24 protein-coding genes and 1 riboswitch are annotated in these 26,362 nt (G+C 65.2%); of the genes, 16 read left to right on the forward strand and 8 right to left on the reverse strand.

Annotation, left to right across the window (positions count from 1 at the left end; all coding sequences use genetic code 11):
- Positions 1–14 precede the first annotated feature (14 nt).
- Entirely contained in the window at positions 15–458 is a 444-nt protein-coding gene (locus H3H45_RS01950) for a GNAT family N-acetyltransferase (protein WP_182832069.1), read from the forward strand.
- A gap of 161 nt (positions 459–619) precedes the next feature.
- Here H3H45_RS01950 and amn read toward each other — a convergent pair whose 3' ends face one another.
- Positions 620–2,095, reverse strand: coding sequence for an AMP nucleosidase (amn, locus tag H3H45_RS01955; RefSeq protein ID WP_328822223.1), 1,476 nt, complete (start codon positions 2,093–2,095; stop codon positions 620–622).
- Positions 2,096–2,223: 128 nt separating this feature from the next.
- Here amn and H3H45_RS01960 point away from each other — a divergent pair, with 128 nt between their 5' ends.
- Complete coding sequence (locus H3H45_RS01960; RefSeq protein ID WP_182832071.1) at positions 2,224–2,946, forward strand: hypothetical protein; 723 nt, start codon at positions 2,224–2,226, stop codon at positions 2,944–2,946.
- A gap of 114 nt (positions 2,947–3,060) precedes the next feature.
- Here H3H45_RS01960 and H3H45_RS01965 read toward each other — a convergent pair whose 3' ends face one another.
- From H3H45_RS01965 to H3H45_RS01980, 4 genes are all read right to left on the reverse strand, one after another.
- The gene (locus tag H3H45_RS01965) at positions 3,061–3,741 is read right to left on the reverse strand and encodes an energy-coupling factor ABC transporter permease (protein WP_182832072.1); all 681 of its coding nucleotides are present in this window, start codon (positions 3,739–3,741) and stop codon (positions 3,061–3,063) included.
- Between the two features lie 55 nt (positions 3,742–3,796).
- A riboswitch (cobalamin riboswitch) is annotated at positions 3,797–4,001 on the reverse strand.
- Between the two features lie 257 nt (positions 4,002–4,258).
- Positions 4,259–5,908 (reverse strand): acyl-CoA dehydrogenase family protein, encoded by a 1,650-nt coding sequence (locus tag H3H45_RS01970; RefSeq protein WP_182832073.1) that lies wholly within the window; start codon positions 5,906–5,908, stop codon positions 4,259–4,261.
- Between the two features lies 1 nt (position 5,909).
- Complete coding sequence (locus H3H45_RS01975) at positions 5,910–6,545, reverse strand: TetR/AcrR family transcriptional regulator (protein ID WP_182832074.1); 636 nt, start codon at positions 6,543–6,545, stop codon at positions 5,910–5,912.
- Positions 6,546–6,654: 109 nt separating this feature from the next.
- A complete protein-coding gene (locus tag H3H45_RS01980) occupies positions 6,655–9,063 on the reverse strand; it encodes a hybrid sensor histidine kinase/response regulator (protein WP_182832075.1) in 2,409 nt (802 codons plus the stop codon).
- A gap of 179 nt (positions 9,064–9,242) precedes the next feature.
- Here H3H45_RS01980 and H3H45_RS01985 point away from each other — a divergent pair, with 179 nt between their 5' ends.
- The 6 genes from H3H45_RS01985 (at position 9,243) to H3H45_RS02010 (ending at position 14,086) form a co-directional block, all read left to right on the forward strand.
- On the forward strand, positions 9,243–10,004 hold the full coding sequence (locus H3H45_RS01985) for a substrate-binding periplasmic protein (protein WP_182832076.1): 762 nt from the start codon (positions 9,243–9,245) through the stop codon (positions 10,002–10,004).
- A gap of 29 nt (positions 10,005–10,033) precedes the next feature.
- Positions 10,034–10,831 carry a hydroxymethylpyrimidine/phosphomethylpyrimidine kinase gene (locus H3H45_RS01990; protein ID WP_182832077.1) on the forward strand — a complete coding sequence of 266 codons (798 nt, stop codon included), beginning with the start codon at positions 10,034–10,036 and terminating at the stop codon, positions 10,829–10,831.
- 22 nt (positions 10,832–10,853) lie between these two features.
- Positions 10,854–11,489, forward strand: a complete 636-nt coding sequence (gene thiE / locus H3H45_RS01995) for a thiamine phosphate synthase (RefSeq protein WP_182832078.1) — start codon at positions 10,854–10,856, stop codon at positions 11,487–11,489.
- 17 nt (positions 11,490–11,506) lie between these two features.
- Positions 11,507–12,790 (forward strand): glutamate-1-semialdehyde 2,1-aminomutase, encoded by a 1,284-nt coding sequence (gene hemL / locus H3H45_RS02000; RefSeq protein ID WP_182832079.1) that lies wholly within the window; start codon positions 11,507–11,509, stop codon positions 12,788–12,790.
- Positions 12,790–13,434 (forward strand): hypothetical protein, encoded by a 645-nt coding sequence (locus tag H3H45_RS02005; protein WP_182832080.1) that lies wholly within the window; start codon positions 12,790–12,792, stop codon positions 13,432–13,434. The genes hemL and H3H45_RS02005 overlap by 1 nt, the downstream gene beginning before the upstream one ends.
- A 91-nt stretch (positions 13,435–13,525) precedes the next feature.
- Positions 13,526–14,086, forward strand: coding sequence for a tetratricopeptide repeat protein (locus H3H45_RS02010; protein ID WP_182832081.1), 561 nt, complete (start codon positions 13,526–13,528; stop codon positions 14,084–14,086).
- 188 nt (positions 14,087–14,274) lie between these two features.
- Here the strand turns inward: H3H45_RS02010 and H3H45_RS02015 are convergent, their stop codons facing one another.
- On the reverse strand, positions 14,275–14,598 hold the full coding sequence (locus H3H45_RS02015) for a DUF1820 family protein (RefSeq protein WP_182832082.1): 324 nt from the start codon (positions 14,596–14,598) through the stop codon (positions 14,275–14,277).
- A 131-nt stretch (positions 14,599–14,729) separates the two neighbouring features.
- Here H3H45_RS02015 and miaB point away from each other — a divergent pair, with 131 nt between their 5' ends.
- The 5 genes from miaB (at position 14,730) to lnt (ending at position 20,323) form a co-directional block, all read left to right on the forward strand.
- Positions 14,730–16,058: a tRNA (N6-isopentenyl adenosine(37)-C2)-methylthiotransferase MiaB gene (miaB, locus tag H3H45_RS02020; protein ID WP_182832083.1), complete on the forward strand. Its 1,329-nt coding sequence runs from the start codon at positions 14,730–14,732 to the stop codon at positions 16,056–16,058.
- A 97-nt stretch (positions 16,059–16,155) separates the two neighbouring features.
- Positions 16,156–17,163: a PhoH family protein gene (locus tag H3H45_RS02025; protein WP_182832084.1), complete on the forward strand. Its 1,008-nt coding sequence runs from the start codon at positions 16,156–16,158 to the stop codon at positions 17,161–17,163.
- On the forward strand, positions 17,156–17,614 hold the full coding sequence (ybeY, locus tag H3H45_RS02030; protein ID WP_182832085.1) for an rRNA maturation RNase YbeY: 459 nt from the start codon (positions 17,156–17,158) through the stop codon (positions 17,612–17,614). The genes H3H45_RS02025 and ybeY overlap by 8 nt, the downstream gene beginning before the upstream one ends.
- Before the next feature lie 52 nt (positions 17,615–17,666).
- Positions 17,667–18,506, forward strand: coding sequence for an HlyC/CorC family transporter (locus H3H45_RS02035; RefSeq protein WP_182832086.1), 840 nt, complete (start codon positions 17,667–17,669; stop codon positions 18,504–18,506).
- A 275-nt stretch (positions 18,507–18,781) separates the two neighbouring features.
- The gene (gene lnt / locus H3H45_RS02040) at positions 18,782–20,323 is read left to right on the forward strand and encodes an apolipoprotein N-acyltransferase (RefSeq protein WP_182832087.1); all 1,542 of its coding nucleotides are present in this window, start codon (positions 18,782–18,784) and stop codon (positions 20,321–20,323) included.
- A gap of 69 nt (positions 20,324–20,392) precedes the next feature.
- Here lnt and H3H45_RS02045 read toward each other — a convergent pair whose 3' ends face one another.
- Entirely contained in the window at positions 20,393–21,154 is a 762-nt protein-coding gene (locus tag H3H45_RS02045; protein ID WP_182832088.1) for a YdcF family protein, read from the reverse strand.
- Positions 21,155–21,193: 39 nt separating this feature from the next.
- On the reverse strand, positions 21,194–21,649 hold the full coding sequence (locus H3H45_RS02050) for a hypothetical protein (RefSeq protein ID WP_182832089.1): 456 nt from the start codon (positions 21,647–21,649) through the stop codon (positions 21,194–21,196).
- Positions 21,650–21,840: 191 nt separating this feature from the next.
- Here H3H45_RS02050 and leuS point away from each other — a divergent pair, with 191 nt between their 5' ends.
- The 3 genes from leuS to holA all read left to right on the forward strand — a co-directional run bounded on the left by leuS (position 21,841) and on the right by holA (position 26,228).
- Complete coding sequence (gene leuS / locus H3H45_RS02055) at positions 21,841–24,453, forward strand: leucine--tRNA ligase (RefSeq protein WP_182832090.1); 2,613 nt, start codon at positions 21,841–21,843, stop codon at positions 24,451–24,453.
- A gap of 73 nt (positions 24,454–24,526) precedes the next feature.
- Positions 24,527–25,138: an LPS-assembly lipoprotein LptE gene (locus H3H45_RS02060; protein ID WP_182832091.1), complete on the forward strand. Its 612-nt coding sequence runs from the start codon at positions 24,527–24,529 to the stop codon at positions 25,136–25,138.
- Positions 25,139–25,193: 55 nt separating this feature from the next.
- Positions 25,194–26,228, forward strand: a complete 1,035-nt coding sequence (gene holA, locus H3H45_RS02065; RefSeq protein ID WP_182832092.1) for a DNA polymerase III subunit delta — start codon at positions 25,194–25,196, stop codon at positions 26,226–26,228.
- Positions 26,229–26,362 lie beyond the last annotated feature (134 nt).

Consider the following 26,362-nt stretch of genomic DNA (forward strand, 5'->3'; position numbering starts at 1 on the left):
ACGCCTCGTTCACCATGCAATACCGCATCGACCAACCGCTCGCCGCCGATATCCCCCGCCTGCTCGAGGTGTGGGAGGCGGCGGTGCGCGCGACCCACCACTTCCTCGACGAAGCGGACATCCAGTTCTATCGGCGCATGCTGCGCGAGGAGTATCTGCGCCTGGTCAAACTGGCCTGCCTGCGCGACCTGCAGGGCCGCCTGATGGGCTTTGCCGGCACCGCCGAGGATCGTCTGGAAATGCTCTTCGTCGACCCGCAGAGGCATGGCCAAGGCATCGGCAAGACCCTGCTGCACTACGCCATCGAGCGCGAAGGCGCGCGACTGGTCGACGTCAACGAGCAGAACCCCAAGGCCGTGGCCTTCTACCTTAGCCAAGGCTTCCACCCCATCGGCCGTTCGCCACTGGATGGCGCCAACAAACCTTTCCCGCTGTTGCATCTGCGCCTGGGCGGTTGAGGCCCGTAAATATGAGCCCTAGAACCTGTCTAGGAGCTCTTGAGCTAGAGCCAGGCAAGGCGAAATTGAGCGAGGGCGCGGAGTTTACGAGCTGTAAATGAGCAGCCCGAGCCCAATTTCAACGCAGCATGGCCGACGATCAAGAGCTCCTAGGCAGGTTCTCAGCGGAACGGCGGCTCGTCGAAACTACGCAGCTTGCGCGAATGCAGCGAGTCGAGCTGGCAGCGCAGCAGGTCGAGGGCGGCGATGCCGATCGACAGGTGCTGGTTGACCGCGCGCTGGTAGAAGCCACTGGCCGAGCCGGGCAGTTTGATCTCGCTGTGCAACGGCTTGTCCGACACACACAGTAGGGTGCCGTAGGGCACGCGCAGGCGGTAACCCTGGGCGGCGATGGTGCCGCTTTCCATGTCTACCGCTACCGCACGGGCCAGGTTGATCAGCGGCCGCTCGTGAGCCCAGTGCAGCTCCCAGTTGCGGTCGTCGTAGGTCAACACGGTACCGGTGCGCAGGCGCTTCTTCAGGGTTTCGCCCCGCTCGCCGGTCACCGCGGCCGCTGCTTCCTGCAAGGCCTGCTGCACCTCGGCCAGGGCCGGGATGGGGATATGCGGTGGCAGCACCCGGTCGAGGATACCGTCGCGGCGCATGTAGGCGTGAGCCAGTACATAGTCGCCGATGGTCTGCGATTGGCGCAGGCCGCCGCAGTGGCCGATCATCAGCCAGCAATGCGGACGCAGCACGGCCAGGTGGTCGGTGATGTTCTTCGCGTTGGACGGGCCGACGCCGATATTGACCAGGGTGATGCCATGGCCGTCGTTGGCAATCAGGTGATAGGCCGGCATCTGGTAACGGTGCCAGACCATCGCATCGGCCACCGCCTGGGCGTCCTCCTCGGACGTGCCGCGTTCGATGATCACGTTGCCCGGCAGCACCATGCGCACGAAACGCGGGTCTTCACGCAGGCGTTCCAGGCCGTGGCGAATGAACTGGTCGACATAGCGGTGGTAGTTGGTCAGCAGAATCCACGGCTGCACATGGCGCCAGTCGCTGCCGGTGTAGTGCTGGATGCGTTTGAGCGAGAAGTCGGTGCGCGCCGCATCGAACAGCGCCAGCGGCAGGTCGCTGCTGTCGCCCCAGCCATACAGGCCGTCGGCCACCGAGTCAGTGGCGGCGGACAGGTCGGTGCTGGGGAATACCCGCGCCAGCTCGGCGGCAGTCACCCCGGAGCCGGCCAGCTCGTCGCCCTGCTCGACCACGTAGGGATAGGGAATGTTCTGCTGACTGAAACCGACCTCGACGGTGACGGTGAAGTCTTCCATCAGCGGCCGCAGCTGATCGAGCAGGTAGCCGCGAAACGCATCCGGCTGGGTCACGGTGACCCGGTAGGTACCCGGCACCTGCACCTTGGCGTAGGCGCGCACGGTGCTCGGCACTTCGCCCTGGCACAGGTAAGTCAGGCGCAGCTCGGGGTAGCGGAACAGCGCACGCTCGGCCTCGCCGGGCAGGGCGCGCTCCTTGAGGTACTGCTTGAGCGCCTGGCTCAGCGCATTGACCGCCTGGCGATGCAGGACGGCGAGGCGCTCGACGGCCTCCTCGGCGGTGGCGGCGACGACGAATTCACTGGAAGAAATGGCAGACACGGGCAGCTTCCTGGCTGGGAACACCGCCCTATCTTGCGCCTTCGCCAGCCTCGCCCGCCAGCGTTCGGCAAGACCGCATACGGCGATCTAGGCTTAATACTGTCACCTCCACGGAGAAGGAGCCTGCCTTGCCCAACCTGCCGATCATCTGCCTGCTGGTGCTGCTCTCGGGGACCAGCCTGGCCGCCGAACTGGATGGCCATTACCAGACCACCCTCGACAACCAGCCGACCGAGCTGATCCTGCGCAGCCAGGGCACTCAGGTGGAGGGGGAATACGTGGAAGGCGGGCAACTGCGCCTCAAGCTCAGTGGCAGCTTCGACGGCCAGTTGCTGCAGGCCCAGATCAGCGACCCGGCCAGCGGCCAGGTGCTGGCCAACATGAACGCCAGCTATGCCAACGACATGCTCAACGCCAGCCTGGCCGCCCGTGATCCGAACAACGGCGCAACTCTGATGCGCGAGGCGTTGTTCCAGCGGGTGGCTGCCGCGCCGGCAACCTCGCCCGTCAACCCGGCCCAGGACCCGGCCCTGATCGGCACCTGGGTGCATGAACAGATCACCAACAGCAGCGGAGTCGAGTTCGCCTCACTGAATCTGGTCACCACCCTGCGCATCCGCGCCGACGGCAGCATCGGGCAATGGCGGCGTACGGTGGCCGGCGGCAGCGACTGGAGCTACGACCGCCCTGGCGAACTGCAGTACAGCGGCAACTGGCGCAGCGACAACGGCCTGTTGCTGGTACAGCTGGAGGGCGCGCGCGACTATCAGCCTGCAGCGCGTTATCACTTCAGCGAGCCGTACCTGGTGACCGAGAGCAATACCGGCAAGATGATCTGGCAGCGCCGCTGAGACCATTGACTCACGCGCCAAGCGCCATATCCCCACTCAGGCGAGAGGATGATCAGACGGCGCTCACTCCAGTGAAAGCGCCAGACCGTTTTGCCGGTCTGGCGTGGGGCGGGGTCAAGCCGGCTGGTGCAGACGCACGTTGAACAGCGGGCCCTGGCTGTAGCGCGACAGCGCCTTGGCGGCGGCCAGTACGCCCAGGTCGATCAACGGCTCAAGCAGAATCACGCTCATGTAGGCCAGGCCGAAGCTGCCGACGGAGGCCAGGTTTTCGCTGGAGAAGCCGTTACCGTAGACGGCCCAGAAGGCCACCCAGGCGACGATGCCACCCTGGTAGGCGGTCGACAGGGCCAGGGCCTGCTTGTAGGAGGTATCCACGTAGGCCGTGCGCGCCGGGATGAGGCGCTTGGCCAGCAGGTGAATGGCCCACAGCGGCAGCAGCAGGGTGGTGACGTTCATGCCGTACTGCGGCAGGTCGAACTGGGCAAAGAACAACCCCTGCAGCAGCAGGCCGGCGGCCAGGCCGATGGCCGCAGCACCCGCGCCGAACAGCAGCAGCAGGGTCGAGCCGAGAATCAGGTGAACTTCCGAGACGCCCACCGGATGGTGCGGCAGAACCTCGAAGAAGCAGAACACCAGGGCGGTGGTCAGCAGGCTGCGCAGGGCCAGGGCGAGTAGGCCGCCGTTGTCGCGCAGGCTGTCGCGGGCGAGTTTGACCGTGAGCGCGAAGGCGCCAGCGGCGGTTGCATAGCTGAGGAAAATCTTGGCGCCGGCTACGACGTCAGGTTCGATGTGCATAAGGGTTCCTTTGCCGCGCCCACCGCGCGACGATCCGGATTGAGGGAAAGGGGCAGAATGCCCAACGTCGATGGCAGGTCTCCTGGCTCACGGCTTGCTACTTCGCCCGCCTTCCCAGCCGATATGGCCAGTGGCGTGTGGGCGTCGTTCGCCGCTTACAGTTGCGGGGGCAGCCAGGGCATTGGCGACGAGCGCCGCACCCTGTTCCCTTTTCATCCGGCCACGCGAGGCGGACCGGAACCATCGGCGGCCACCTTACCCGCCTCGCCCGCGAAAAGACAGTGCCCACGGCCGCGCCTGCCCCTCGACAGCCGCGTGCCAGACGCGGCTGACCACACTTGCGTCATGGCCCCGGCGTGCTCACTGGGGTTCGATTGCCCGCTCTGTACCGACAGAGCCAGGCCACGCTGGGCTGACCTATTTCGATGGAGTCCCGGTGGCCTCTCGCCGGCCACAGATTATGGGCAGCCGCCTGCGCGGGGCGCCCTGTCGCTCGCACGACGGACGCTGTTCGGCCTCAGATCAGGTGCGGTGTGCTACGCGCCACCAGCGCCTCGGCATCCACGCCACGCGGCAGGGTGCCGTAGACGCGCCCGCCATCGCCGAGCCGACTGGCGATAAAGGCATCGGAGACAGTCGCGTTGCCAGCTTCCAGCAGCAGTTTGGCCTGCAGGGCCACGGCCACGTCCTCGGTGAGCTGGCGGGCGCGGTACTGGATGTCGGCGGTGTCGCGGAAGTCCGCCTGCAAGCGCTGGATATGCGCTTTTAGGCGCGCATCGCCATGGCCATCGCCCAGTTCGGCGAACAGCGCGTCGAGCACGCCGGCTTCCTTGGACAGGGCGCGCAATACATCCAGGCACTGCACGTTGCCCGAGCCTTCCCAGATCGAGTTGACCGGTGCCTCGCGGTACAGCCTTGGGAGGATGGTTTCCTCGACGTAGCCGGCGCCGCCCATGCACTCCTGGGCCTCGTTGATCATCGCGGGGGCACGCTTACAGATCCAGTACTTGCCGATGGCGGTGACCAGGCGGGCGAACTTGTCCTCCTGCTCGTCGTGCGGGTTGTCCAGCGCCTTGCCCATGCGCAGGGTCAGGGCCAGTGCCGCCTCGCTTTCCAGGGCCAGGTCGGCCAGCACGTTCTGCATCAGCGGCTGCTCGGCCAGCACCCGTCCGCCGACCTTGCGGTGCGCGCAGTGGTGCGCGGCCTGGGTCAGCGCCTGACGCATCAGGCTGCTGGAGCCGATCATGCAGTCGGAGCGAGTCAATGAGACCATCTCGATGATGGTCGGCACGCCGCGGCCTTCTTCGCCGACCATCCAGGCCAGGGCGCCACGGAACTCCACTTCGCTGGAGGCGTTGGCCCAGTTGCCCAGCTTGTTCTTCAGGCGCTGGATATAGAACTGGTTGCGCGTGCCGTCCGGACGGTGGCGCGGCAGCAGGAAGCAAGACAGGCCCTTGTCGGTGTAGGCCAGGGTGAGGAAGGCGTCGCACATCGGCGCCGAGCAGAACCACTTGTGGCCGACCAGCTCGTAGGCCTGGCCCGGGCCGCCCATTCCGACCGGATGAGCCTTGGTGGTGTTGGCACGCACGTCGGTGCCGCCTTGCTTCTCGGTCATGGCCATGCCAATGGTGACACCGGCTTTCTGCTCGATGCCGACATTGCGCGGGTCGTACTCGGTGGCGAGGATCTTCGGCAGCCAGATCGCGGCCAGCTCCGGCTGCAGTTTGAGTGCCGGCACGGCGGCGTAGGTCATGGTCAGCGGGCAGGCGTTGCCGGCCTCCGGCTGGTTATGCAGGTAGTTCAGCGCGGCGCGAGCGACCTGGGCGCCGGCGCGCGGGTCGGTCCAGGGCAGCGAGGGGATGCCATGCTCGACCGCCGTGCGCATCAGCTCGTGGTAGGCCGGGTGGAACTCCACCAGGTCGACCCGGTTGCCGTAGCGGTCATGGCTCTTGAACACCGGCTTGTTCTCGTTGGCCAGGAAACCGGCCTGCATCAGCGGGCCGCCGGCCAGGGCGCCATAGGCATCCAGCTTGTCCTCGGCCCAGCCGCCGCCGAAACGGCGGGTCCACTCCTGCAACGGCAGGTCGACGCGATACAGGTTGGCGCCATCCAGCGACGGCACCTGGTTGAACACCTCGTGGGTTTCGGCGAATTCGTGCAGGGACATCTCAGGACTCCGGGGCGCCGACGGCGCGCAGACAGAAAGTGATCAGGGATTGGCTGACGGTGGCCAGGTCCAGCGCCGCAGCGCCAGCGGCGCGGGCCGCACAGGCGGTTGGCGACAGCGGACCGACCAGCGCCTCGGCAATGGCGCCGACCAGGCAGGCGGCCACCAGGTTGAGCTGGCTGAGGTGAAACTCGCCACTGCGCACACCCTCTTCCAGCAGCTCGACGAACAGCTCGGCATAGGCTTGGCGAAACAGCAGACGCTGTTCGTCGACCTCCGGATCGACCGGCTCGGCAATCAGGGCGAAGGCCAGGCGCCGGCTGTGCCAGGCGCGCGCGGCAAACTGTTCGAGGCCGGCGGCCAGACGCTTGGCGGGGCTGCCAGGGCCGCGCAAGATGACGCCAAGGGCATCGACCTCGATACGGCTGGCCGTGCTGAACACCTGCGCCGCCAACTCGCCCTTGCCACTGAAGTGCCGATAGAGGCTGCCGGTGGCAATGCCGACATCATCGGCCAAGGCCTGCATGGTCAGCGCGGCGAAACCACCTTTACTGACCCTCGCCTGGGCGCAGGCCAGAATACGCTGGCGCATGTCCTGGTCACGGTCGCGGCGCTGGGCAGAGGCACGATAGGCCATAAACTGAATCCAGATTCATCAATTGCAAACAGTGAATCACGATTCAGTATTTTGCAGAAGATGGGATCCTGGCCAAACATGCGCCGAAAATGTCCGGCGCAAAAATCACTCAGTGCTCTTGGGTGGCTGAATCGGCCGGCACCTGGCACAGCACCCAGTCATGCAACAGGGTCTGCAGTTCGACGAACTTCACCGGCTTGGCCAGGTAGTCGCTCATGCCGGCCGCCAGGCAGCGCTCGCGATCGCCACTGTGGCTGTGGGCGGTGATTGCCAGCACCGGCAGCTCGGCGCAGCCCGGCAGCGCACGCAGCGCGCGGCAGGTGGCAAAGCCATCCATCACCGGCATCTGGCAATCGAGCAACACGGCATCGATGGGTTCGCTGCGCAGCATTTCCAAGGCCTCGACGCCATTGTCGGCGGTGCGTACGCGATAGCCGAGCTTGAGCAGCATGCCGCGGGTGACCAGCTGGTTGATCGCGTTGTCCTCGACGATCAGCACGGTGCACTGCTCCGGACGCCGCCGCGGCAGCCCGCCGACACGCCGGCGCATGCCACCCGGCTCACGCGTCTGCACCGGCAGGTTGAGCTGCACGTCGAGCTCGAAGCTGCTGCCCTGCCCCGGCGTCGACTGATGGCGCAAGGTGCCACCCAACAGGTCGACCAGTTGCCGGCAGATCGCCAGGCCGATGCCCAGACCGCCGTACTGGCGGGTCATCGAGCCGTCCAGCTGCCGGAAGCGCTGGTAGAGACTGCCGCCGGCCGGCACGCTGAAGCCAATGCCACTGTCGAGCACCTCGATGCGCAGCGGCATGTTCGCCGTGAGCGGGCCACCCGCGCTAACCCGCAGGGTTACATGACCCTGGTGGGTGAACTTGATCGCGTTATCGAGCAGGTAACCGATGCTCTGCGCCAGCTTGCCGGCATCGCCCTCCAGGGTGTCCGGCAGGCTGTCATCGAGTTCGACGATGAACTCCAGGCCTTTCTCCGTGGCCCGCGGCGAGTACTGCGCGCGCAGGCCGTCGAACAGGCCGCGCAGGCTGAACGGTTCACGGCGCGGGTACAGCTTGCCGGCCTGCAGTTCGGTCAGGGCGAGGATGTCGTTGACCATGCGCATCATGTCGCGCGCCGAGCCGGCGGCGGTCTTCTGGTACTGCTCCAGCTCGACATCCAGCTTGAGGGTCTGCATCAGCTCCAGCGAACCAATGACCCCGTTCATCGGCGTACGCAGCTCATGGGTCACTGTGGCAAGGAACTCGTCTTTCAGCCGATTGTTGTCGGCCAGCTCGCGGTTGAGGGCCTCCAACTCGCTGCTGGCCTGCTGCAGGATGCGCGTGCGCTCCTCCTTCATCGCATTGATGCGGTCAGCCAGGGCCAGGGACAGCAGGCCCACCTCCAGCGCCGAGCCGATCTGGCTGGCGTACATGGTGAGGAACAGGTTGGGCAGGTAGCCCAGCACCATCAGGGTGTTGGTGATGCCGCCAACCAGGAAGGCGCTCCAGGCAAAGATGAAGTAGCGCGCCACACGCATGCCGCGCATCCAGGCGAGCATGCCGGCACTGAAGATCACCACGGTGAACAGCAGCGCCAGGTAGGTCGCCATGCGCAACGCCACGCCATAGCTGGCAGTCAGCGCCAGGGCCATCACCAGCGCACCACAGGCCATCATCACCAACAACAGCCGATCGACCCAGGGACTGTGCTCGGCAGTGTGCAGGAAGCTGCGGGCAAACTGGCAGCCGAAGAACGCCGCCGAACCGATCAAAAATGGCGTGGCCGCGTTGGCCCACCAGGGGTTGTCCGGCCAGAAGTACTCGATGCCGGCCCCATTCACCGAGACCTGGTAGAGACCGAACGAGGCGATGTAGAGGATGTAGTAGAGGTAACTGGTGTCGCGCACGCTGAGGTAGATGAACAGGTTGTAGATCAGCATCACCAGCAGCACGCCGTAGATGATGCCGAGCACATAGATGCGCTTGGGCTGGTATTCCAGATAGGCCTGGGGCGACCACAGGGTCAGCGGTGCCTGCATCGAGCCCTGACTTTCCAGGCGCAGGTAAATGCGCTGGCTCTGCCCCGGCGGCAGGTCGAGTTCGAACAGGTAGTTGTTCTGTTTGATCTGTCGACTGCTGAACGGCAGTGCATCGCCGGTGCGCTGGGCCAGGCGGTAACCGCCTGCGTCGTCAGGCAGATAAAGCTCCAGGTGATCGAGCGGCGGATAGGCCAGCTCCAGATACCAGGGGTGTGCACTGCCGGACTGGTTGCGCGGGCTGTACTGCAGATCCAGGCGCAGCCAGAACACCGAGCGCGAATAGCCGGCATTGAGCACGGCCTGGTGATGCTGGCGGAAGCTGCCCTGCAGGGCCGGCGAAGCCACATCGACGATACTGGAGTCGCCGCGCATGTCTTCGAACACGTGCATGGTGGCACCCAGCGGCAGGCGCGTGGTGGTCTCGTCGAACTCGACAGCGCCGGCCAGAGCCGGCAACAGGCATAGCAGCCAGATAAATATGCAGCGCATGCCGCCCCGCCAAAGCCCACGACCACGCCCGGGCGACCCCGCCCGCAGGCGCCATCCAGGCACTCATTGATTGATTTGCCGCACTCTAGCAGTCTGTAGACTCGCCTGAAAAGGCGCTAGTACTGAAGTCCCAGGTGCTCACACCTGGCTGCCATACTGCCCAAGGCCAAGAGAGCATGATGATCAAGTCGCTAGCCGTCCTTTGTCTGCTCGGTTTTTGTCGCCTGCTGGCGGCGGACACTAGCGATATTCGCCTGAGCACCCTGGAGTGGCCACCCTATACCGGGGCGACCCTGCCCGACGGCGGCTATGCCACGGCAGTGGTGCGCGCCGCCTTCGCCGCCGAAGGCCGCACAGTGGAGATACGTTTCTACCCCTGGGCCCGCGCCCTCAGCCTGGCAGAAACCGGCCGGATAGACGGCGTGTTCCCCGAATACTACGACCCGCAGCAGCGTCCTGCCCTCCTGCTGTCCGCCCCCTTCCCTGGTGGCCCCGCGGGTCTGCTCAAGCTCAGCCATCGCGCCATCAGCCTCAACGCACCGCCGGGCGCTGCCCCGGCAGACGGTTTCAGCCAACTGTCCGGGCTCAAGATTGGTCTGGTTCGCGGCTATCTCAATCACCCGCGCCTGGACGCCGAACCGGGCCTGCGCCGCGAATACGCCCGCGATGACCTGCAGAACCTGAGCAAGTTGCTGGCCGGGCGCGTCGACCTGATCTTCATCGACATCAAGGTCGCCGAAGCACTGATTCGCGAACACTTCCCCGACCAGCAGCAGCGTTTCGAAGCCTTGCAACCACCCCTGCTGCAGCCCACCCTACACCTTGCCGTTTCGCGTGCCACAGCTAACGCAGAAGCCATCCTGCAGAGCTTCAACCAGGGTCTGGAGAAGATCACCCAGAGCGGTGAACTGCAGCGCCTGCGTCAGGCCTACGGGCTCTGAAGCCTGGTTTGGTGGTAAGCTCGCCGGCCATGAACAGACATACTTCCCGCCCCGTTGTCCTTTGCTTGTCCGGCCACGACCCGAGTGGTGGCGCCGGCTTGCAGGCGGACATCGAAGCCCTGCTCGCCCAGGGTTGCCACGCCGCTCCTGCCGTCACCGCGCTGACCGTGCAGGACACGGTGAACGTCTCCGACTTCCGCGTGCTCGACCGCGAATGGGTGCTGGCCCAGGCCCGGGCGGTGATCGCCGACCTGCCGGTGGCCGCGGTCAAGCTGGGCATGCTCGGCTCGGTCGAGATGGTCGATACCGTAGTCGAGATCATGCAACTGCTGCCCGGCATCCCGCTGGTCTGCGATCCGGTGCTGCGCGCCGGTGGTGGCGGTTCGCTGGGCAAAGACGACGTCGGCTACGCCATGCGCGAACGCCTGCTGCCAATCGCCGCCATCGCCACGCCGAACCTGCCGGAAGCACGCATCCTCGCCGAACTGCCCGAGGGCACGGCCGATGAGTGCGCCGAGAAGCTGCTGCCGAAGATCCAGCACCTGCTGATCACCGGCGGCCATGGCGACGAAAGTGAAGTGCACAACCGCCTGTACTCGCGTGACGGCAGCCGCCATACCTTTACCTGCCAGCGCCTGCCCGGCAGCTACCACGGCTCCGGCTGCACCCTGGCCAGCACCCTGGCCGGCCGCCTGGCCCTGGGCGAAGAGCTGAGCAGCGCGGTGCGCTCGGCCCTCGACTACACCTGGCGCACCCTGCGTGACGCCGAGAAGCCGGGCCGCGGCCAGTTCGTGCCGCGCCGCCTGCCGCTGGACTTCTCTTTATGAACAACCTGATGAAGAGCCGCCCGTGAAGCCCAAGCTACGCGGCCTGTATGCCATCACCGATAGCCAGCTGCTCGCCGATGGCAAGCTGCTGCCCTATGTGGAAGCCGCTCTGAAAGGTGGCGCGCGACTGCTGCAATACCGCGACAAGTCCGCCGACAGCGCCCGCCGCCTGCGCGAAGCCGAGGCCCTGCGCGAGCTGTGCATACGCTATGGCGCCGAGCTGATCATCAACGATGACGCCGAGCTGGCCGCGCGCCTCGGCGTCGGCCTGCACCTGGGCCAGGGCGACGGCTCACTGGCCGCAGCCCGTGCCCTGCTCGGGCGCAAGGCGATCATCGGTGCTACCTGCCATGCCCAGCTGGAGCTAGCCGCCACCGCCAACCGCGAAGGCGCCAGCTACCTGGCCTTCGGCCGCTTCTTCAACTCCAATACCAAGCCCGGCGCGCCGGCCGCTACTGCTGACTTACTGACCCAGGCCCGCGCGCACTTCAACCTGCCACTGGCAGCCATCGGCGGCATCGACCTGGACAACGCCGGTCAGCTGATCAGCGCCGGCGCCGACCTGCTGGCCGTGGTCCACAGCCTGTTTTCCGCCCCTTCCGCCGCCGAGGTGGAGAGGCGCGCACGCGCGTTCAGCGTGCTGTTCCCGTCATCCTGATTCGAGAGAGAGCTGTCATGTCCCGTTCCGAAACCCTGTTTGCCAACGCGCAGAAACACATCCCTGGCGGCGTCAACTCGCCGGTGCGCGCATTCAAGAGCGTCGGCGGCACCCCGCTGTTCTTCAAGCATGCCGAAGGCGCCTACGTCACCGATGAAGACAACAAGCGCTATGTCGATTACGTCGGTTCCTGGGGCCCGATGATCCTCGGCCACGGCCACCCGGATGTGCTCGACGCGGTGCGTAACCAGCTGCAGCACGGCCTGTCCTACGGCGCACCGACCGCCATGGAAACCGAGATGGCCGACTTGGTGTGCAGCATCGTGCCGTCCATGGAGATGGTGCGCATGGTCAGCTCCGGTACCGAGGCGACCATGAGCGCCATCCGCCTGGCCCGTGGCTATACCGGCCGCGATGCGATCATCAAATTCGAGGGCTGCTACCACGGGCATTCCGACAGCCTGCTGGTGAAAGCCGGTTCCGGCCTGCTGACCCAAGGTGTACCGAGCTCGGCGGGCGTGCCGGCGGACTTCGCCAAACACACCCTGACTCTGCCGTTCAACGACATCAAGGCGGTCGAGCAAATGCTCGGCGAAGTCGGTTCAACCGTGGCCTGCATCATCGTCGAGCCGGTGGCCGGCAACATGAACTGCGTGCCGCCGGCACCAGGCTTCCTCCAGGGGCTGCGCGCGCTGTGCGACCAGCACGGCGTGGTACTGATCTTCGACGAAGTGATGACCGGCTTCCGCGTCGCCCTCGGCGGCGCCCAGGCGCACTACGGCGTAACGCCGGACCTGTCGACCTTCGGCAAGATCGTCGGCGGCGGCATGCCGGTCGGCTGCTTCGGCGGCAAGCGCGCGATCATGGGCTGCATCGCCCCGCTCGGCCCGGTCTACCAGGCCGGCACCCTGTCCGGTAACCCGTTGGCCATGGCCGCCGGCCTGACTACCCTCAAGCTGATCAGCCGTCCGGGCTTTCACGCCGAATTGAGCGACTTCACCAGCCGCCTGCTGGCCGGCCTGCAGGAGCGTGCCGATGCGGCGGGCATCCCGTTCGTCACCACCCAGGCAGGCGGCATGTTCGGCCTGTATTTCAGCGGTGCCGACGACATCGTCACCTTCGACGACGTGATGGCCAGCGATGCCGAGCGCTTCAAGCAGTTCTTCCACCTGATGCTGGAAGGCGGCGTGTACCTGGCACCGAGCGCCTTCGAGGCCGGCTTCACCTCGATCGCCCATGGCGAGACCGAGCTGCAGCTGACCCTGGACGCCGCCGAGCGCGCCTTCGCCAAGCTCAAGTGATGCAATACAGCACCGCGCTCAGCGATGGACTGTTGGCGCTGGCCTGCTTGGCCAGCGCTATTTGGTGCTTGCTGGGCAAAGGTCTGGCTGCAGATGGGCTGCGCCATACCCGCTTGTATATCTGCCTAGGCTTCGTCGTTCCCGGAATCACCGCGATATGCGGAGCTATCCGCTACGGCTTCGCTCCGGATTGGCAACCGCTACACAGCACTCTGAGCCAAATCAGCAGCTTTACCAGCCTCCCCATCTTGGGGCTGGCTGCATTCAGCCTTGCCCTGGTCCGGAACTGGGGGATGAACACCTGGTTTACAGTACCGCTGATCTTGCTGCTGTCTTACCAGATCACCAACTTGCTGTACCTCAGGGAAAGCTGGCAGCTGACGCTGAACATGATGGCGTTAGCACTGATTGTTTCCTCCGCAGCCCTGCGCTGGTGGCGCCCACTGCTATTTGCAATTGCCTCGGGCGTAGTCACGCTGTTCTTGCTGGCGGGGCTGGTTGTCGGCACCGAAGGCTTTATCGGTTCGTTACGCCGCGTCGACCTGTTTCACGGCTTGCTGAGCCTGGCCTACCCGCTGCTGGCCTGGCTGCTGCTGCGCCTGCAGGGCTACGCCCGGGCAGAAATACCGGTAAAGACTTTGTAAGAAAGCCACCGCTTATCCCATAATGTGCTAGCCGACACGTTCTGTCGGCCGGGCTAGGAGCCCGTCGGTTTCGCGAGGCACTGTGATTTTCATGAAATGCACCGGCCGCACCCTGTTCCTGGGCTGCCTGTTGCTCCTCCCCCCCATGCTGGCGCATGCGGGCGGCAATTCCCTGCTGGTTCCTGCAACCGGCCGCTGCTCGCTGAACACCGCACCGGAAGACCTGCCGCAAGCCCTGACTACCTGCCAGGAAAACGCCCAGCGAGGCGACGCGGCGGCGCAGTACGAACTCGGCGAATACTATTACGACGGCCAGCGCACCCCGCGCGATCTGCCGCAAGCCCTGCACTGGTTCGAACAGGCCTCACTGCAAGGCAACGCCCAGGCCCAGCTACGCCTGGGCAGCATGTTCTTCCGCGGTGAAGGCGTGCAAGCCAACAATGTGCAGGCCTATATCGTGCTGAAGATGGCCGCGATCAACGGCTCGGACGAGGCGATGGACAGCGCGGATCAGGTTGCCGCACAGATGGGCCGCGAAGAACTGCAGATCGCCAGCCAGGTGCTGGGGCAGATCTTCCGCAGCTACCTGCTGGAACTGCAGAACATCGGCAGCAGCCCGGCACCCGCATTGGCACCCGCACCCGCACAGTAAGCACACCACCAGCAGGCCCGCCGCATAGCTGTGTGCGTCTACCGCGTAGAACCTGTTTAGGATCTTTTGAGCTAGAGCCAGGCAAGGCGAGATTGGGCGAGGGCGCGGAGTTTACGCGCTGTAAATGAGCAGCCCGAGCCCAATCTCAACGCAGCATGGCCGACGATCAAGAGATCCTAGATAGGTTCTTACTTGTCCGGCATTGGCATGGGGAAGGGCATGACATTGCCGCCACCCTTGGCCTCACTGATCTTCGGCGTACCCAGGCGCTCGACCTCATCGATGCGGATGATCGCGTGCATCGGCACGAAGCTGCGCACCACACCGTCGAACTGCGCCTTGAGCTTTTCCTCGCTGGGATCGACCACCACCTGGGTGCGCTCACCGAAGACGAATTCCTCGACCTCCAGGAAGCCCCACAGATCACTTTGATAGATCTGCTTGGCGTACATCTCGTACACCTGGCCCTGGTTGAGGAAAATCACCTTGTAGATCGGTTCACGCTTGCTCATGGACGACAGAAAGACACCGGGAATTAAGGGGGCGCGAATCATAGCATAGCCACCGGACAGGCAAGCCTAGGAAGCGCGCCGCGCGCACCCTATAATGCGCGGTTCATTCGAACCACCCGCGACGAAGACCCATGGCCAAGAAGCTCTATATCGAAACCCACGGTTGCCAGATGAACGAGTACGACAGCTCGCGCATGGTTGATCTGCTGGGCGAACATCAGGCCCTGGAAGTCACGGAGAACCCGGCAGAAGCCGACGTGATACTCCTCAATACCTGCTCGATCCGCGAAAAAGCCCAGGACCGGGTATTTTCCCAGCTGGGCCGCTGGCGCGAACTGAAACTGGAAAACCCCAACCTGGTGATCGGTGTCGGCGGCTGCGTGGCCAGCCAGGAAGGCGCCGCCATCCGCGACCGCGCGCCCTATGTCGACGTGGTCTTCGGCCCGCAGACCCTGCACCGCCTGCCGGAAATGATCGACGCAGCGCGCAGTACCAAGACCGCCCAGGTCGACATCAGCTTCCCCGAGATTGAGAAGTTCGACCGCCTGCCCGAGCCGCGCATCGACGGCCCTAGCGCCTTCGTCTCGATCATGGAAGGCTGCAGCAAGTACTGCACCTTCTGCGTGGTGCCCTACACCCGCGGCGAGGAAGTCAGCCGCCCGCTGGATGACGTGCTGGCCGAGATCATCCACCTCGCCGAACACGGCGTGAAGGAAGTCACCTTGCTCGGGCAGAACGTCAACGGCTACCGCGGCGCGACCCGCGACGGCAGCATCGCCGACTTCGCCGAACTGCTCTACCTGGTCGCCGCCATCGACGGCATCGACCGCATCCGCTACACCACCAGCCACCCACTGGAGTTCTCCGACGCCCTGATCCAGGCCCATGCCGAGATCCCGGAGCTGGTCAAACACCTGCACCTGCCGGTGCAGTCTGGCTCCGACCGCATCCTCGCGGCGATGAAGCGCAACCACACCGCCCTGGAATACAAGTCGCGCATCCGCAAGCTGAAGGCGGCGGTGCCGGACATTCTGATCAGCTCGGACTTCATCGTCGGCTTCCCCGGCGAGACCGAGAAGGACTTCGAGCAGACCATGAAGCTGATCGAGGAGGTCGGCTTCGACTTCTCCTACTCCTTCGTCTACAGCTCGCGCCCCGGCACCCCCGCCGCCGACCTGCCGGACGACACCCCGGAAGAGGTCAAGAAGCAACGCCTGGCCCTGCTCCAGCACCGCCTGAGCCAGCAAGGCTTCGAGAACAGCCGACGGATGGTCGGCACCGTACAGCGCATCCTGGTCAGCGACTACTCGAAGAAGGACCCAGGGATGCTCCAGGGCCGCACCGAGAGCAACCGCGTGGTCAACTTCCGCTGCGCCAACCCAGGCCTGATCGGCCAGTTCGTCGACGTGCATATCGACGACGCCCTGCCCCACTCCCTGCGCGGCAGCCTGCTCGACTAATGGCTAACCTGTCTCCGCGCGCCCAGGCTTTCCCCCTGAGGCGTGCGGGGTTATTCTTCGATCATCATCCCAGCCGACTGGCGGCCAAAAAACCACATTGAACGCGCCCATAGAACCGCATCGTTTCACCCTCGAACCCTTCGAAGCACGCCGCTTCGCCAACCTCTGCGGGCAATTCGACGAGCATCTGCGCTTGATCGAACAACGCCTGGCCATTGAAATCCGCAACCGCGGCAACCAGTTCGAACTGGTCGGTGAGCCCCAGCACACCCACTCCGCAGAAAACCTGCTGCGTCGCCTGTACCGCGAAACCAAGGCTGCCGAGCTGTCGCCGGATCTGGTGCACCTGTACCTGCAGGAATCGGGCATCGAGGAACTCAACAGCGACCCGCGCAACACCAGCGGCGTTAGCCTGCGCACCAAGAAGGGCGTGATCAAGCCGCGCGGCGCCAACCAGCAGCGCTACGTGAAGTCGATCCTCGACAACGACATCAACTTCGGCGTCGGCCCGGCCGGTACCGGCAAGACCTACCTGGCCGTGGCCTGCGCGGTGGACGCGCTGGAGCGCGAACAGGTGCGGCGCATCCTCCTGGTGCGCCCGGCGGTCGAGGCCGGCGAGAAGCTCGGCTTCCTGCCTGGCGACCTGGCGCAGAAGATCGACCCCTACCTGCGCCCGCTGTACGACGCCCTCTACGAGATGCTCGGCTTCGAGCAGGTGGCCAAGCTGATCGAGAAACAGGTGATCGAGATCGCCCCGCTGGCCTACATGCGCGGACGCACCCTTAACAACAGCTTCATCATTCTCGACGAGAGTCAGAACACCACCCTCGAGCAGATGAAGATGTTCCTCACCCGTATCGGTTTCGGCTCGACCGCAGTGATCACCGGCGACATCACCCAGGTCGACCTGCCCCGCGGCACCAAGTCCGGCCTGGCCCACGTCATCGAAGTGCTGCGCGACGTGCCCGGCATCACCTTCACCCACTTCAAGCCCAAGGACGTGGTGCGCCACCCCTTGGTGCAGCGCATCGTCGAAGCCTATGAGCGCTTCGAAGACCGCCAGCAGGGCAAGCCGGAAGGCCGGGACGCACGCGACGATGCTTGAACTCGACCTGCAGAACGCCTCGGCCGCCACGGCGCTGCCGAGTGAGGAACAATTTCGCCGCTGGTGTGAACTGGCCCTGCGCCAGCGCACGGCCGACTCCGAGCTGACCATCCGCCTGGTCGATGAGGCCGAAGGCCGCGAACTGAACCACACCTGGCGACACAAGGACTACGCCACCAACGTGCTGTCCTTCCCCGCCGACATTCCCGACGGTCTGCTGGATATTCCGCTGCTCGGCGACCTGGTGATCTGCGTGCCGGTGGTCGAGCGCGAAGCCGGCGAACAGCACAAAGCCAGCGAGGCGCACTGGGCGCACCTGGTCATCCACGGCTGCCTGCACCTGCTCGGCTACGACCACATCGACGATGAAGAAGCCGAGGAAATGGAAGCCCTGGAACGAGAATTGCTGGCTGAACTGGGCCACCCGGACCCGTACGCCGCCGACGAATAACTGCCAACACCCGCTAACCGCCCACAACGAAGAAGGCCCTGAGAAACACACCATGAGCGAAGACCGATCGAGCAACGAGCAAAAGTCCTGGCTGAACAAGCTGACCCAGGCTTTTGCTCATGAGCCGAGAAACCGCCAGGAACTGCTGGAAGTGCTGCGTGAAGCCCACCAGAACAAGCTGCTCGACAGCGAAGCCCTGGCCATCGTCGAGGGTGCCATTCAGGTCGCCGACCTGCAGGTACGCGACATCATGGTGCCGCGTTCACAGATGATCAGCATCAAGGCCGCCCAAACGCCGCAGGAATTCCTCCCAGCCATCGTCGATTCCGCCCACTCGCGCTACCCGGTGATCGGCGAAAGCATCGACGACGTGATCGGCATCCTGCTGGCCAAGGATCTGCTGCCGCTGATCCTGGAGAACGGCAGCAAGCCGTTCAACATCAAGGACCTGCTGCGCCCCGCCACCTTCGTGCCCGAGTCCAAGCGCCTCAACGTGCTGCTGCGCGAATTCCGCGCCAACCACAACCATATGGCCGTGGTCATCGACGAATACGGTGGCGTGGCCGGCCTGGTGACCATCGAGGACGTGCTCGAGCAGATCGTCGGCGAGATCGAGGACGAGCATGACGTCGAGGAAGACAGCTACATCAAACCGCTGCCCAGCGGCGACTTCCTGATCAAGGCGCTGACGCCGATCGACAACTTCAACGAAGCCTTCGACACCGAGTTCCCCGACGACGAGTTCGACACCGTCGGCGGCCTGGTGATGAACGCCTTCGGCCACCTGCCCAAACGCAACGAAGTCACCGAGATCGGCGAATACCGTTTCCGCGTCCTCAACGCCGACAGCCGCCGCCTGCACCTGCTGCGTCTGACGCCAGTGGATCGCTGATCGCATTACCCCCAGCCCCACTGAAGTGCCTGCTTTTCCTCCCCTCCCCCACTTGTGGGAGAGGGGCTGGGGGAGAGGGAGTGCTTCTCCAGCCTGTAGCCCGGATGCAATCCGGGGAAATCTGCCCCTCCCTGACTACATCCGGGCTACGCCGCCCCTATCGCCAGCCGCTCCACCCACACCACGCAAACGGGAGAGGGCGCACCCGCAGCGCTTCCTGCCTCCCGCGCCTTCCAGTACCCTTGCCCGCCTGATTTCTCGATCAAGGACGCATGATGCGCTGGATCACCCAACCCGGCTGGCCGGGCAATCTGCTGGCCATGGCTGCCGGCGCCCTCACCACCCTGGCGCTGGCCCCCTACGACCTGTGGCCGCTGGCGATCATCTCCATCGCCCTGTTCTACCTCGGCCTGCGCGAGCTCAGCCCACGCCAGGCCCTGCTGCGCGGCTGGAGCTACGGTTTCGGCCTGTTCCTCAGCGGCACCAGTTGGGTCTACGTCAGCATCCACGACTACGGCGCCGCATCGCCGCCCCTGGCCGCCGCGCTGACCCTCGGTTTCGTCGGCGGCCTCGGCCTGCTGTTCGCCCTGAGCAGCTGGCTGTGGGCGCGCTGGTTACGTCGCAGTGATGCCCCGCTGGCCGACGCCCTGGCCTTCGCCGCCCTGTGGCTGGCCCAGGAAGCCTTCCGCAGCTGGTTCCTTACCGGCTTTCCCTGGCTGTACGCCGGCTACAGCCAGCTGCATGGCCCGCTGGCAACTCTGGCGCCGGTTGGTGGCATGTGGCTGATCTCCCTGAGCCTGGCCCTGACCGCCACGCTGGCGCTCAACCTGCCGCGCCTGCGCCCGCACAAGTGGCAGTGGCTCAGCGCCCAGGCTCTGCTGCTGGCGCCGTGGCTCGCCGCCATGGCCCTGCACGGTCACAGCTGGACCCAAGCCAAGGGCGAGCCGCTCAAGGTTGCCGTCATGCAGGGCAATGTCGAACAGAACCTCAAGTGGGACCCGGCCCAGCTGCAGAGCCAGCTGGAGCTGTACCGCGACCTGACCCTCAACAGCCAGCCCGCCGACCTGATCGTCTGGCCGGAAACCGCGGTACCGGTGCTCAAGGAGTTCGCCGAAGGCTATCTGCAGTTCATGGGCCGCGTTGCCCAGGAGCGCCAGGCCGCACTGATCACTGGCGTACCGATCCGCCAGCCCAACGAGCTGGGCGAAAAGCGCTACTACAACGGCATCACCGTGGTCGGCGAGGGCGAGGGCACCTACCTCAAGCAGAAGCTGGTGCCGTTCGGCGAGTACGTGCCGCTGCAGGAAGTACTGCGCGGGCTGATCGCCTTCTTCGACCTGCCGATGTCCGACTTCGCCCGCGGCCCGGCCGACCAGCAACTGCTGCAAGCCAAGGGCCTGCAGATCGCGCCGTTCATCTGCTACGAGGTGGTCTATCCGGAATTCGCCGCCGGCCTGGCCGCACAGAGCGACCTGCTGCTGACCATCAGCAACGACACCTGGTTCGGCACCTCGCTCGGCCCGCTGCAACACCTACAGATGGCGCAGATGCGTGCCCTCGAAGCCGGACGCTGGATGATCCGCGCCACCAACAACGGCGTCACCGCGCTGATCGACCCGCAGGGGCGCATCACCTCGCAGATCCCGCAGTTCCAGCAGGCCGTGCTGTATGGCGAAGTACAGGCCATGCAGGGGCTGACGCCCTACCTGATCTGGCGCGGCTGGCCACTGGCCGGACTGTGCCTGATCCTGCTCGGCTGGGCGCTGTGGGCACGCCGACGCGAGACAGCAAGCCAAGCCCGCATGCAAGCCGCCTGACGAATACGAGCGACCAGACTGAGCAAATCCCTAGGGCTTGCCGGCGATATCACCGGCAAGCCCTACTGATCAGCGATAGAGCAACGGGTAAATCACCTGCCCCAATGCCTCGTTGAGCAGGCGCGTGCTCTGCCACAGCGCCTTGCCTTCCGGCAGCCAGCCGCCCAACGGGCGCGCATTGGCTACGCCGAGGAAACCCAGCGGCGCGGCCACCACTTCCAGCCCGGCACGCTCGAAACACCAGCGTGCACGCGGCATATGCGCCGCCTGCGTCACCAGCACGACCCGACGAATACCCTGCTCGCGCAGTAATTCGGCGCTGAACTGCGCATTTTCCCAAGTGCTGCGGCTACGCTCCTCACGCCAGCGGGTCGGCACAGCGAAATCACGCTGCAACACGTCGGCCATCAACCCGGCTTCGCTGGGCGGCTCACCATAATGCAGGCCACCACTGATCAGCACCGGCAAGCCGGAGGCGCGCTGCAGGCGTGCCGCATAGCGCAAGCGCTCGATGGCCGTGACACTGGGCTGGTCGCTGCCCCAGGCGGGATCGGCTTCCTCGCGCCCGGAGCCGAGCACGACGATCACTTCACCACGCTGTGCCAGGCTCGCCCACTGCGCCTCGGCCAACGCCGGCTCGCGCTCCAGCACGCGCGCCGCCTGCTCAACCACCACCGGCAAACTCATCAGCCACAGGCCACCGAGCCCGAGCAGGAGCAACAGCAGCGCCAGACGCGGCCGCGACGACCAGCACAGCCACGCCAGCATGATCAGCAGGAGCAGCCCGCCAGGCGGCAGAATCAGTTGTTTGAGAAGAAAGCGCAGTTCCATGGGCACCTCCGAGTGCCCGCGCAGACTAGCAGACAGCCGTCAGCGCGGCGCTGCCGTGCGGAACAGCTTGGAGCCGCAGGAAACGCAGGGCAACACGCCCTCGCCGCGCTGCCATTCGGCCACATTGCCGCACAGCGCGCAGCACAGCTGCTGGCGGCGCTTGAGCAATGGCTTGACCTTGGCCTGGGCTTTCAAGACCGTCTTGCTGGCCCCCGGCGGGCGCACCGCCTTGGTGGCTTTCGCCGGCGGCATCTGTTCGATCAGGGCCAGTTCTTCGGCCGCGGCATGCCAGCCACGCAGCCAATTGAGGTCACGATCCAGATAGGCGCGGATCAACTCCAGCTCGGCGGGCGTCAGGCCGCGTAATTCCAGTTCGGAAGGCGGCGCATCACGCAGGCGACCCGCGGTGTCGGCCTCATCCAGAGCCAGCGCAAGCCGTTGCAGCAAGCGCTCGTAAAGCCCTCCTCCCGCCTCAGCCCGCCGCAACTCTGCCATCCATCACCTCTGCCGGGCGCTAGCGTCTCGCCCCTAAGGCAAGCTTAGCGCCACCCCCGGCCCAGGCCGTACGCTGCGACAAACGGCGGAACGGCCTGGCCGCCGCGCACAATCTGGGTTTCCCTAGGTCGCGGGGGGTCATGTATGCTACCGCGTTTCCTGTAAGCCCCCTTTTTGCCAGCCAAGTAGCCATGCACGAACAGTATTCGCCCCGTGATATCGAAGCCGCCGCGCAGTCCCACTGGGACGCGCAGAAATCCTTTGTCGTGAGTGAGCAGCCGGGCAAGGACACCTTCTATTGCCTGTCGATGTTCCCCTACCCCAGCGGCAAGCTGCACATGGGGCACGTGCGCAATTACACCATCGGTGACGTGATCGCCCGCTACCAGCGCATGCAGGGCAAGAACGTGCTGCAGCCGATGGGCTGGGACGCCTTCGGCATGCCGGCAGAAAACGCCGCGATGAAGAACAAGGTCGCGCCGGCCAAGTGGACTTACGAAAACATCGATTACATGAAGACCCAGCTGAAATCACTGGGCCTGGCCATCGACTGGACCCGCGAAGTCACTACCTGCAAGCCGGACTACTACCGCTGGGAGCAGTGGCTGTTCACCAAGCTGTTCGAGAAGGGCGTGATCTACCGCAAGAACGGTACCGTCAACTGGGACCCGGTAGACCAGACCGTGCTGGCCAACGAGCAGGTCATCGATGGCCGCGGCTGGCGTTCCGGCGCGCTGATCGAGAAGCGCGAAATCCCCATGTACTACTTCAAGATCACCGCCTACGCGGAAGAGCTGCTGAGTAGCCTGGACGAACTGGATGGCTGGCCGGAACAGGTCAAGACCATGCAGCGCAACTGGATCGGCAAGAGCTTCGGCGCCGACGTGGTGTTCGACTATGACCAGGCCAGCGTCGGCATCGACGGCCAGCTCAAGGTCTACACCACCCGCCCGGACACCCTGATGGGCGCCACCTACGTCGCCGTCGCCGCCGAGCATCCACTGTCGCAGCGCGCCGCCGAGAGCAATCCGGCCATCGCCGCGTTCATCGCCGAATGCAAGGCCGGCTCCGTGGCCGAGGCCGACATGGCCACCATGGAGAAGAAGGGCCTGGCCACCGGCCAGTTCGTCATCCACCCGCTGACTGGCGACAAGCTGCCGGTGTTCGTCGCCAACTACGTGCTGTGGGGTTACGGCGAAGGCGCGGTGATGGGCGTGCCGTCCCATGACGAGCGCGACTTCGCCTTTGCCAACAAGTACGGCCTGCCGATCATTCAGGTGTATGCCGCCGAAGGCAAAACCTACAGCACCACCGAGTGGCAGGACTGGTACGGCGACAAGAGCGGCCTGGTCACGGTCAACTCCGGTAAATACGATGGCAAGGACTTCACCGCGACCTTCGACGCCATAGTCGCCGACCTCGAAGCCTGCGCCCACGGCGCACGCAAGACCCAGTTCCGCCTGCGCGACTGGGGCATCAGCCGCCAGCGTTACTGGGGCTGCCCGATCCCGATCATCCACTGCGACGCCTGTGGCGACGTACCGGTGCCAGCAGACCAGCTGCCGGTCGTGCTGCCGGAAGACGTGGTGCCGGACGGCGCCGGCAGCCCGCTGGCGCGCATGCCGGAGTTCTACAGCTGCACCTGCCCGAAATGCGGCGCTGCAGCCAAGCGCGAAACCGACACCATGGACACCTTCGTTGAGTCGTCCTGGTACTACGCCCGCTACGCCTCGCCGCAGTACACCGGCGGCATGGTCGACCCGGCCGCGGCCAACCACTGGCTGCCGGTCGATCAGTACATCGGCGGTATCGAACACGCCATCCTGCACCTGCTCTACGCGCGCTTCTTCCACAAGCTGATGCGCGACGAAGGCCTGGTCAGCTCGAATGAGCCGTTCAAAAACCTGCTGACCCAGGGCATGGTGGTCGCCGAGACCTACTACCGCACCCTGGATAACGGCGGCAAGGACTGGTTCAACCCGGCCGATGTCGAGCTGGAGCGTGATGCCAAGGCCAAAGTCATCAGTGCCAAGCTTAAAAGCGATGGTTTGCCGGTGGAAATCGGCGGCACCGAGAAGATGTCCAAGTCGAAGAACAACGGCGTCGACCCGCAGTCGATGATCGATGCCTACGGCGCCGACACCTGCCGCCTGTTCATGATGTTCGCCTCGCCGCCCGACATGAGCCTGGAATGGTCCGACTCCGGCGTCGAAGGGGCCAACCGTTTCCTGCGGCGCGTCTGGCGCCTGGCCCACAGCCATGTCAGCGGCGGCCTGCCGAGCGCCCTCGGCAAGCATGCCCTGAGCGACGAGCAGAAAGCCGTGCGTCGCGCCATTCACCTGGCCATCAAGCAGGCCAGCAACGATATCGGCCTGCACCACAAGTTCAACACCGCCATCGCCCAGGTGATGACCCTGATGAACGTGCTGGAAAAAGCCCCGAGCGAAACCGCACTGGATCGCAGCCTGATGCACGAAGGCCTGCAGACTGTGGCCCTGCTGCTGGCACCGATCACGCCGCATATCAGCCACGAGATCTGGCGCAGCCTGGGCCACAACGATGCGATCATCGACGCCCAGTGGCCGCAGGTCGACGAATCGGCCCTGGTGCAGGACAGCCTGACCCTGGTGATCCAGGTCAACGGCAAGCTGCGCGGGCAGATCGAAGTGCCGGCCAGCGCCAGCCGCGAGGAAGTCGAAGCCGCCGCCCGCGCCAACGAGAACGTGCTGCGCTTCACCGAAGGCGTAACGATCCGCAAGGTCATCGTGGTACCGGGCAAACTGGTCAACATCGTGGCTAATTGAAAACGGTTGCGAACTGATTAAGCTCGGCGCCATGCCTGCATGGCGCCGTGACTCTCCAAGGGGATAGAAGAGAATGATGAAACGGAATCTGATGGTAATCGGCCTGGCTGTTCTGCTCAGCGCCTGCGGCTTCCAGCTGCGTGGCACCGGTAGCGCCGACTTCGCCCTCAAGGAAATCGACCTGCAGGCACGCAACGCCTATGGCGAAACGGTCAAGCAAGTCCGTCAGGTGCTCGACAACAGCGGCGTCAAGGTGCACACCGGCGCGCCCTACAAGCTGAATCTGGCCAACGAAAAAGAAACCCAGCGCACCGCCAGCTACACCGGCAACGCCCGCAGCGCTGAGTACGAGCTGACCACCACCCTCGACTACGAGATCCGTGGCCAGAAGAACCTGCTGTTGCTCAGCGACCAGTTGGAAGTGCAGAGCACCTTCGTGCATGACGAGAACAACCTGATCGGTTCCGACCAGGAATCCGCCCAGCTGCGTCAGGAAATGCGCCGCGAGCTGGTGCAGCAGATGGTCCTGCGCCTGCAGCTGGTCACCCCGGCCCGACTCGAGCAACTGCAGCAGGAAGCCGAGGCCAAGGCCCAGGCCGAAGCTGAAGCAGCCGCCGCAGCGCGCCGCGCCGAGCAGGAGTCGGCACCGCTGCAGTCGCCGATCCAGCTGCCGATCAGCCAGTAAGCAGACAAGGGCCGGGTAACCGGCCCTTTTCACTCCTGACGAAGCTCGTCCCGCAATGAAACTCAACCCCGCGCAACTCGGCAAACACCTGCAAGGCAGCCTCGCCCCGGTCTACGTGATCAGCGGTGACGAACCGCTGCTGTGCCAGGAAGCCGCCGACGCCATTCGCGCCGCCACCCGCGCCCAGGGTTTCAGCGAGCGCGAGGTGTTCCACGCCGAAGCCAACTTCGACTGGGGCCTGCTCTATGAAGCCGGCGCCAGCCTGTCGCTGTTCGCCGAAAAGCGCGTGATCGAGCTGCGCATCGCCAACGGCAAGCCTGGCGACAAGGGCACCGCGGCGATCCTCGAATACCTCGGCCGACCGCCGGAAGACACCCTGCTGCTGATCAGCCTGCCCAAGCTCGACGGCAGCACGCAGAAGACCAAGTGGGCCAAGGCGCTGATCGAGGGGCCGAACAGCCAGTTCCTGCAGATCTGGCCGGTGGAAGCCAGCCAGTTGCCGCAGTGGATTCGCCAGCGCCTGGCGCAGAGCGGCATGAGCGCCAGCCAGGAAGCTCTGGAGCTGATCGCCGCCCGCGTGGAAGGCAACCTGCTGGCCGCCGCCCAGGAAATCGAGAAGCTCAAGCTGCTCGCCGACGGCAACCAGATCGACGCCAGCACCGTGCAGGCTGCGGTGGCCGACAGCGCCCGCTACGACGTGTTCGGCCTGATCGAAGCGGTGCTCGGCGGCGACGCCACGCACGCCCTGCGCATGCTCGAAGGGCTGCGTGGCGAAGGCCAGGAGGCGCTGTTCATCCTGGTCATGCTGGCCCGCGAACTGCGCCAGCTGGCCGGCCTGGCCCAGCAGATCAGCCAGGGCGTACCCCAGGACAAAGCCTTCGCATCTGCCCGCCCGCCGATCTGGGACAAGCGCCGCCCGCTGGTCAGCAAAGCCCTGCAACGCCACTCCGCCGCGCGCTGGAACCAGCTGCTGATCGACGCCCAGCGCATCGACGCGCAGGTCAAGGGCCAAGCCCCTGGCGATGCCTGGAGCAGCCTCGGCCGCCTTGTGCTGCTGATGGCCGGCCAGCGCCTGCCGCTCAGCGAGTAACGCCCTCCCGAATTGCATCCGGACTACACACCGCATCCGTAGCCCGGATGCAATCCGGGGACAGGCCCTACCGCACCCATCTGGACAATTTCTGTACAACAGCGCATCCTCCGCGCGCTTGCACCCCGCGAGCT

It is taken from the genome of Aquipseudomonas guryensis, assembly GCF_014164785.1.
Lineage (GTDB): Bacteria > Pseudomonadota > Gammaproteobacteria > Pseudomonadales > Pseudomonadaceae > Aquipseudomonas > Aquipseudomonas guryensis.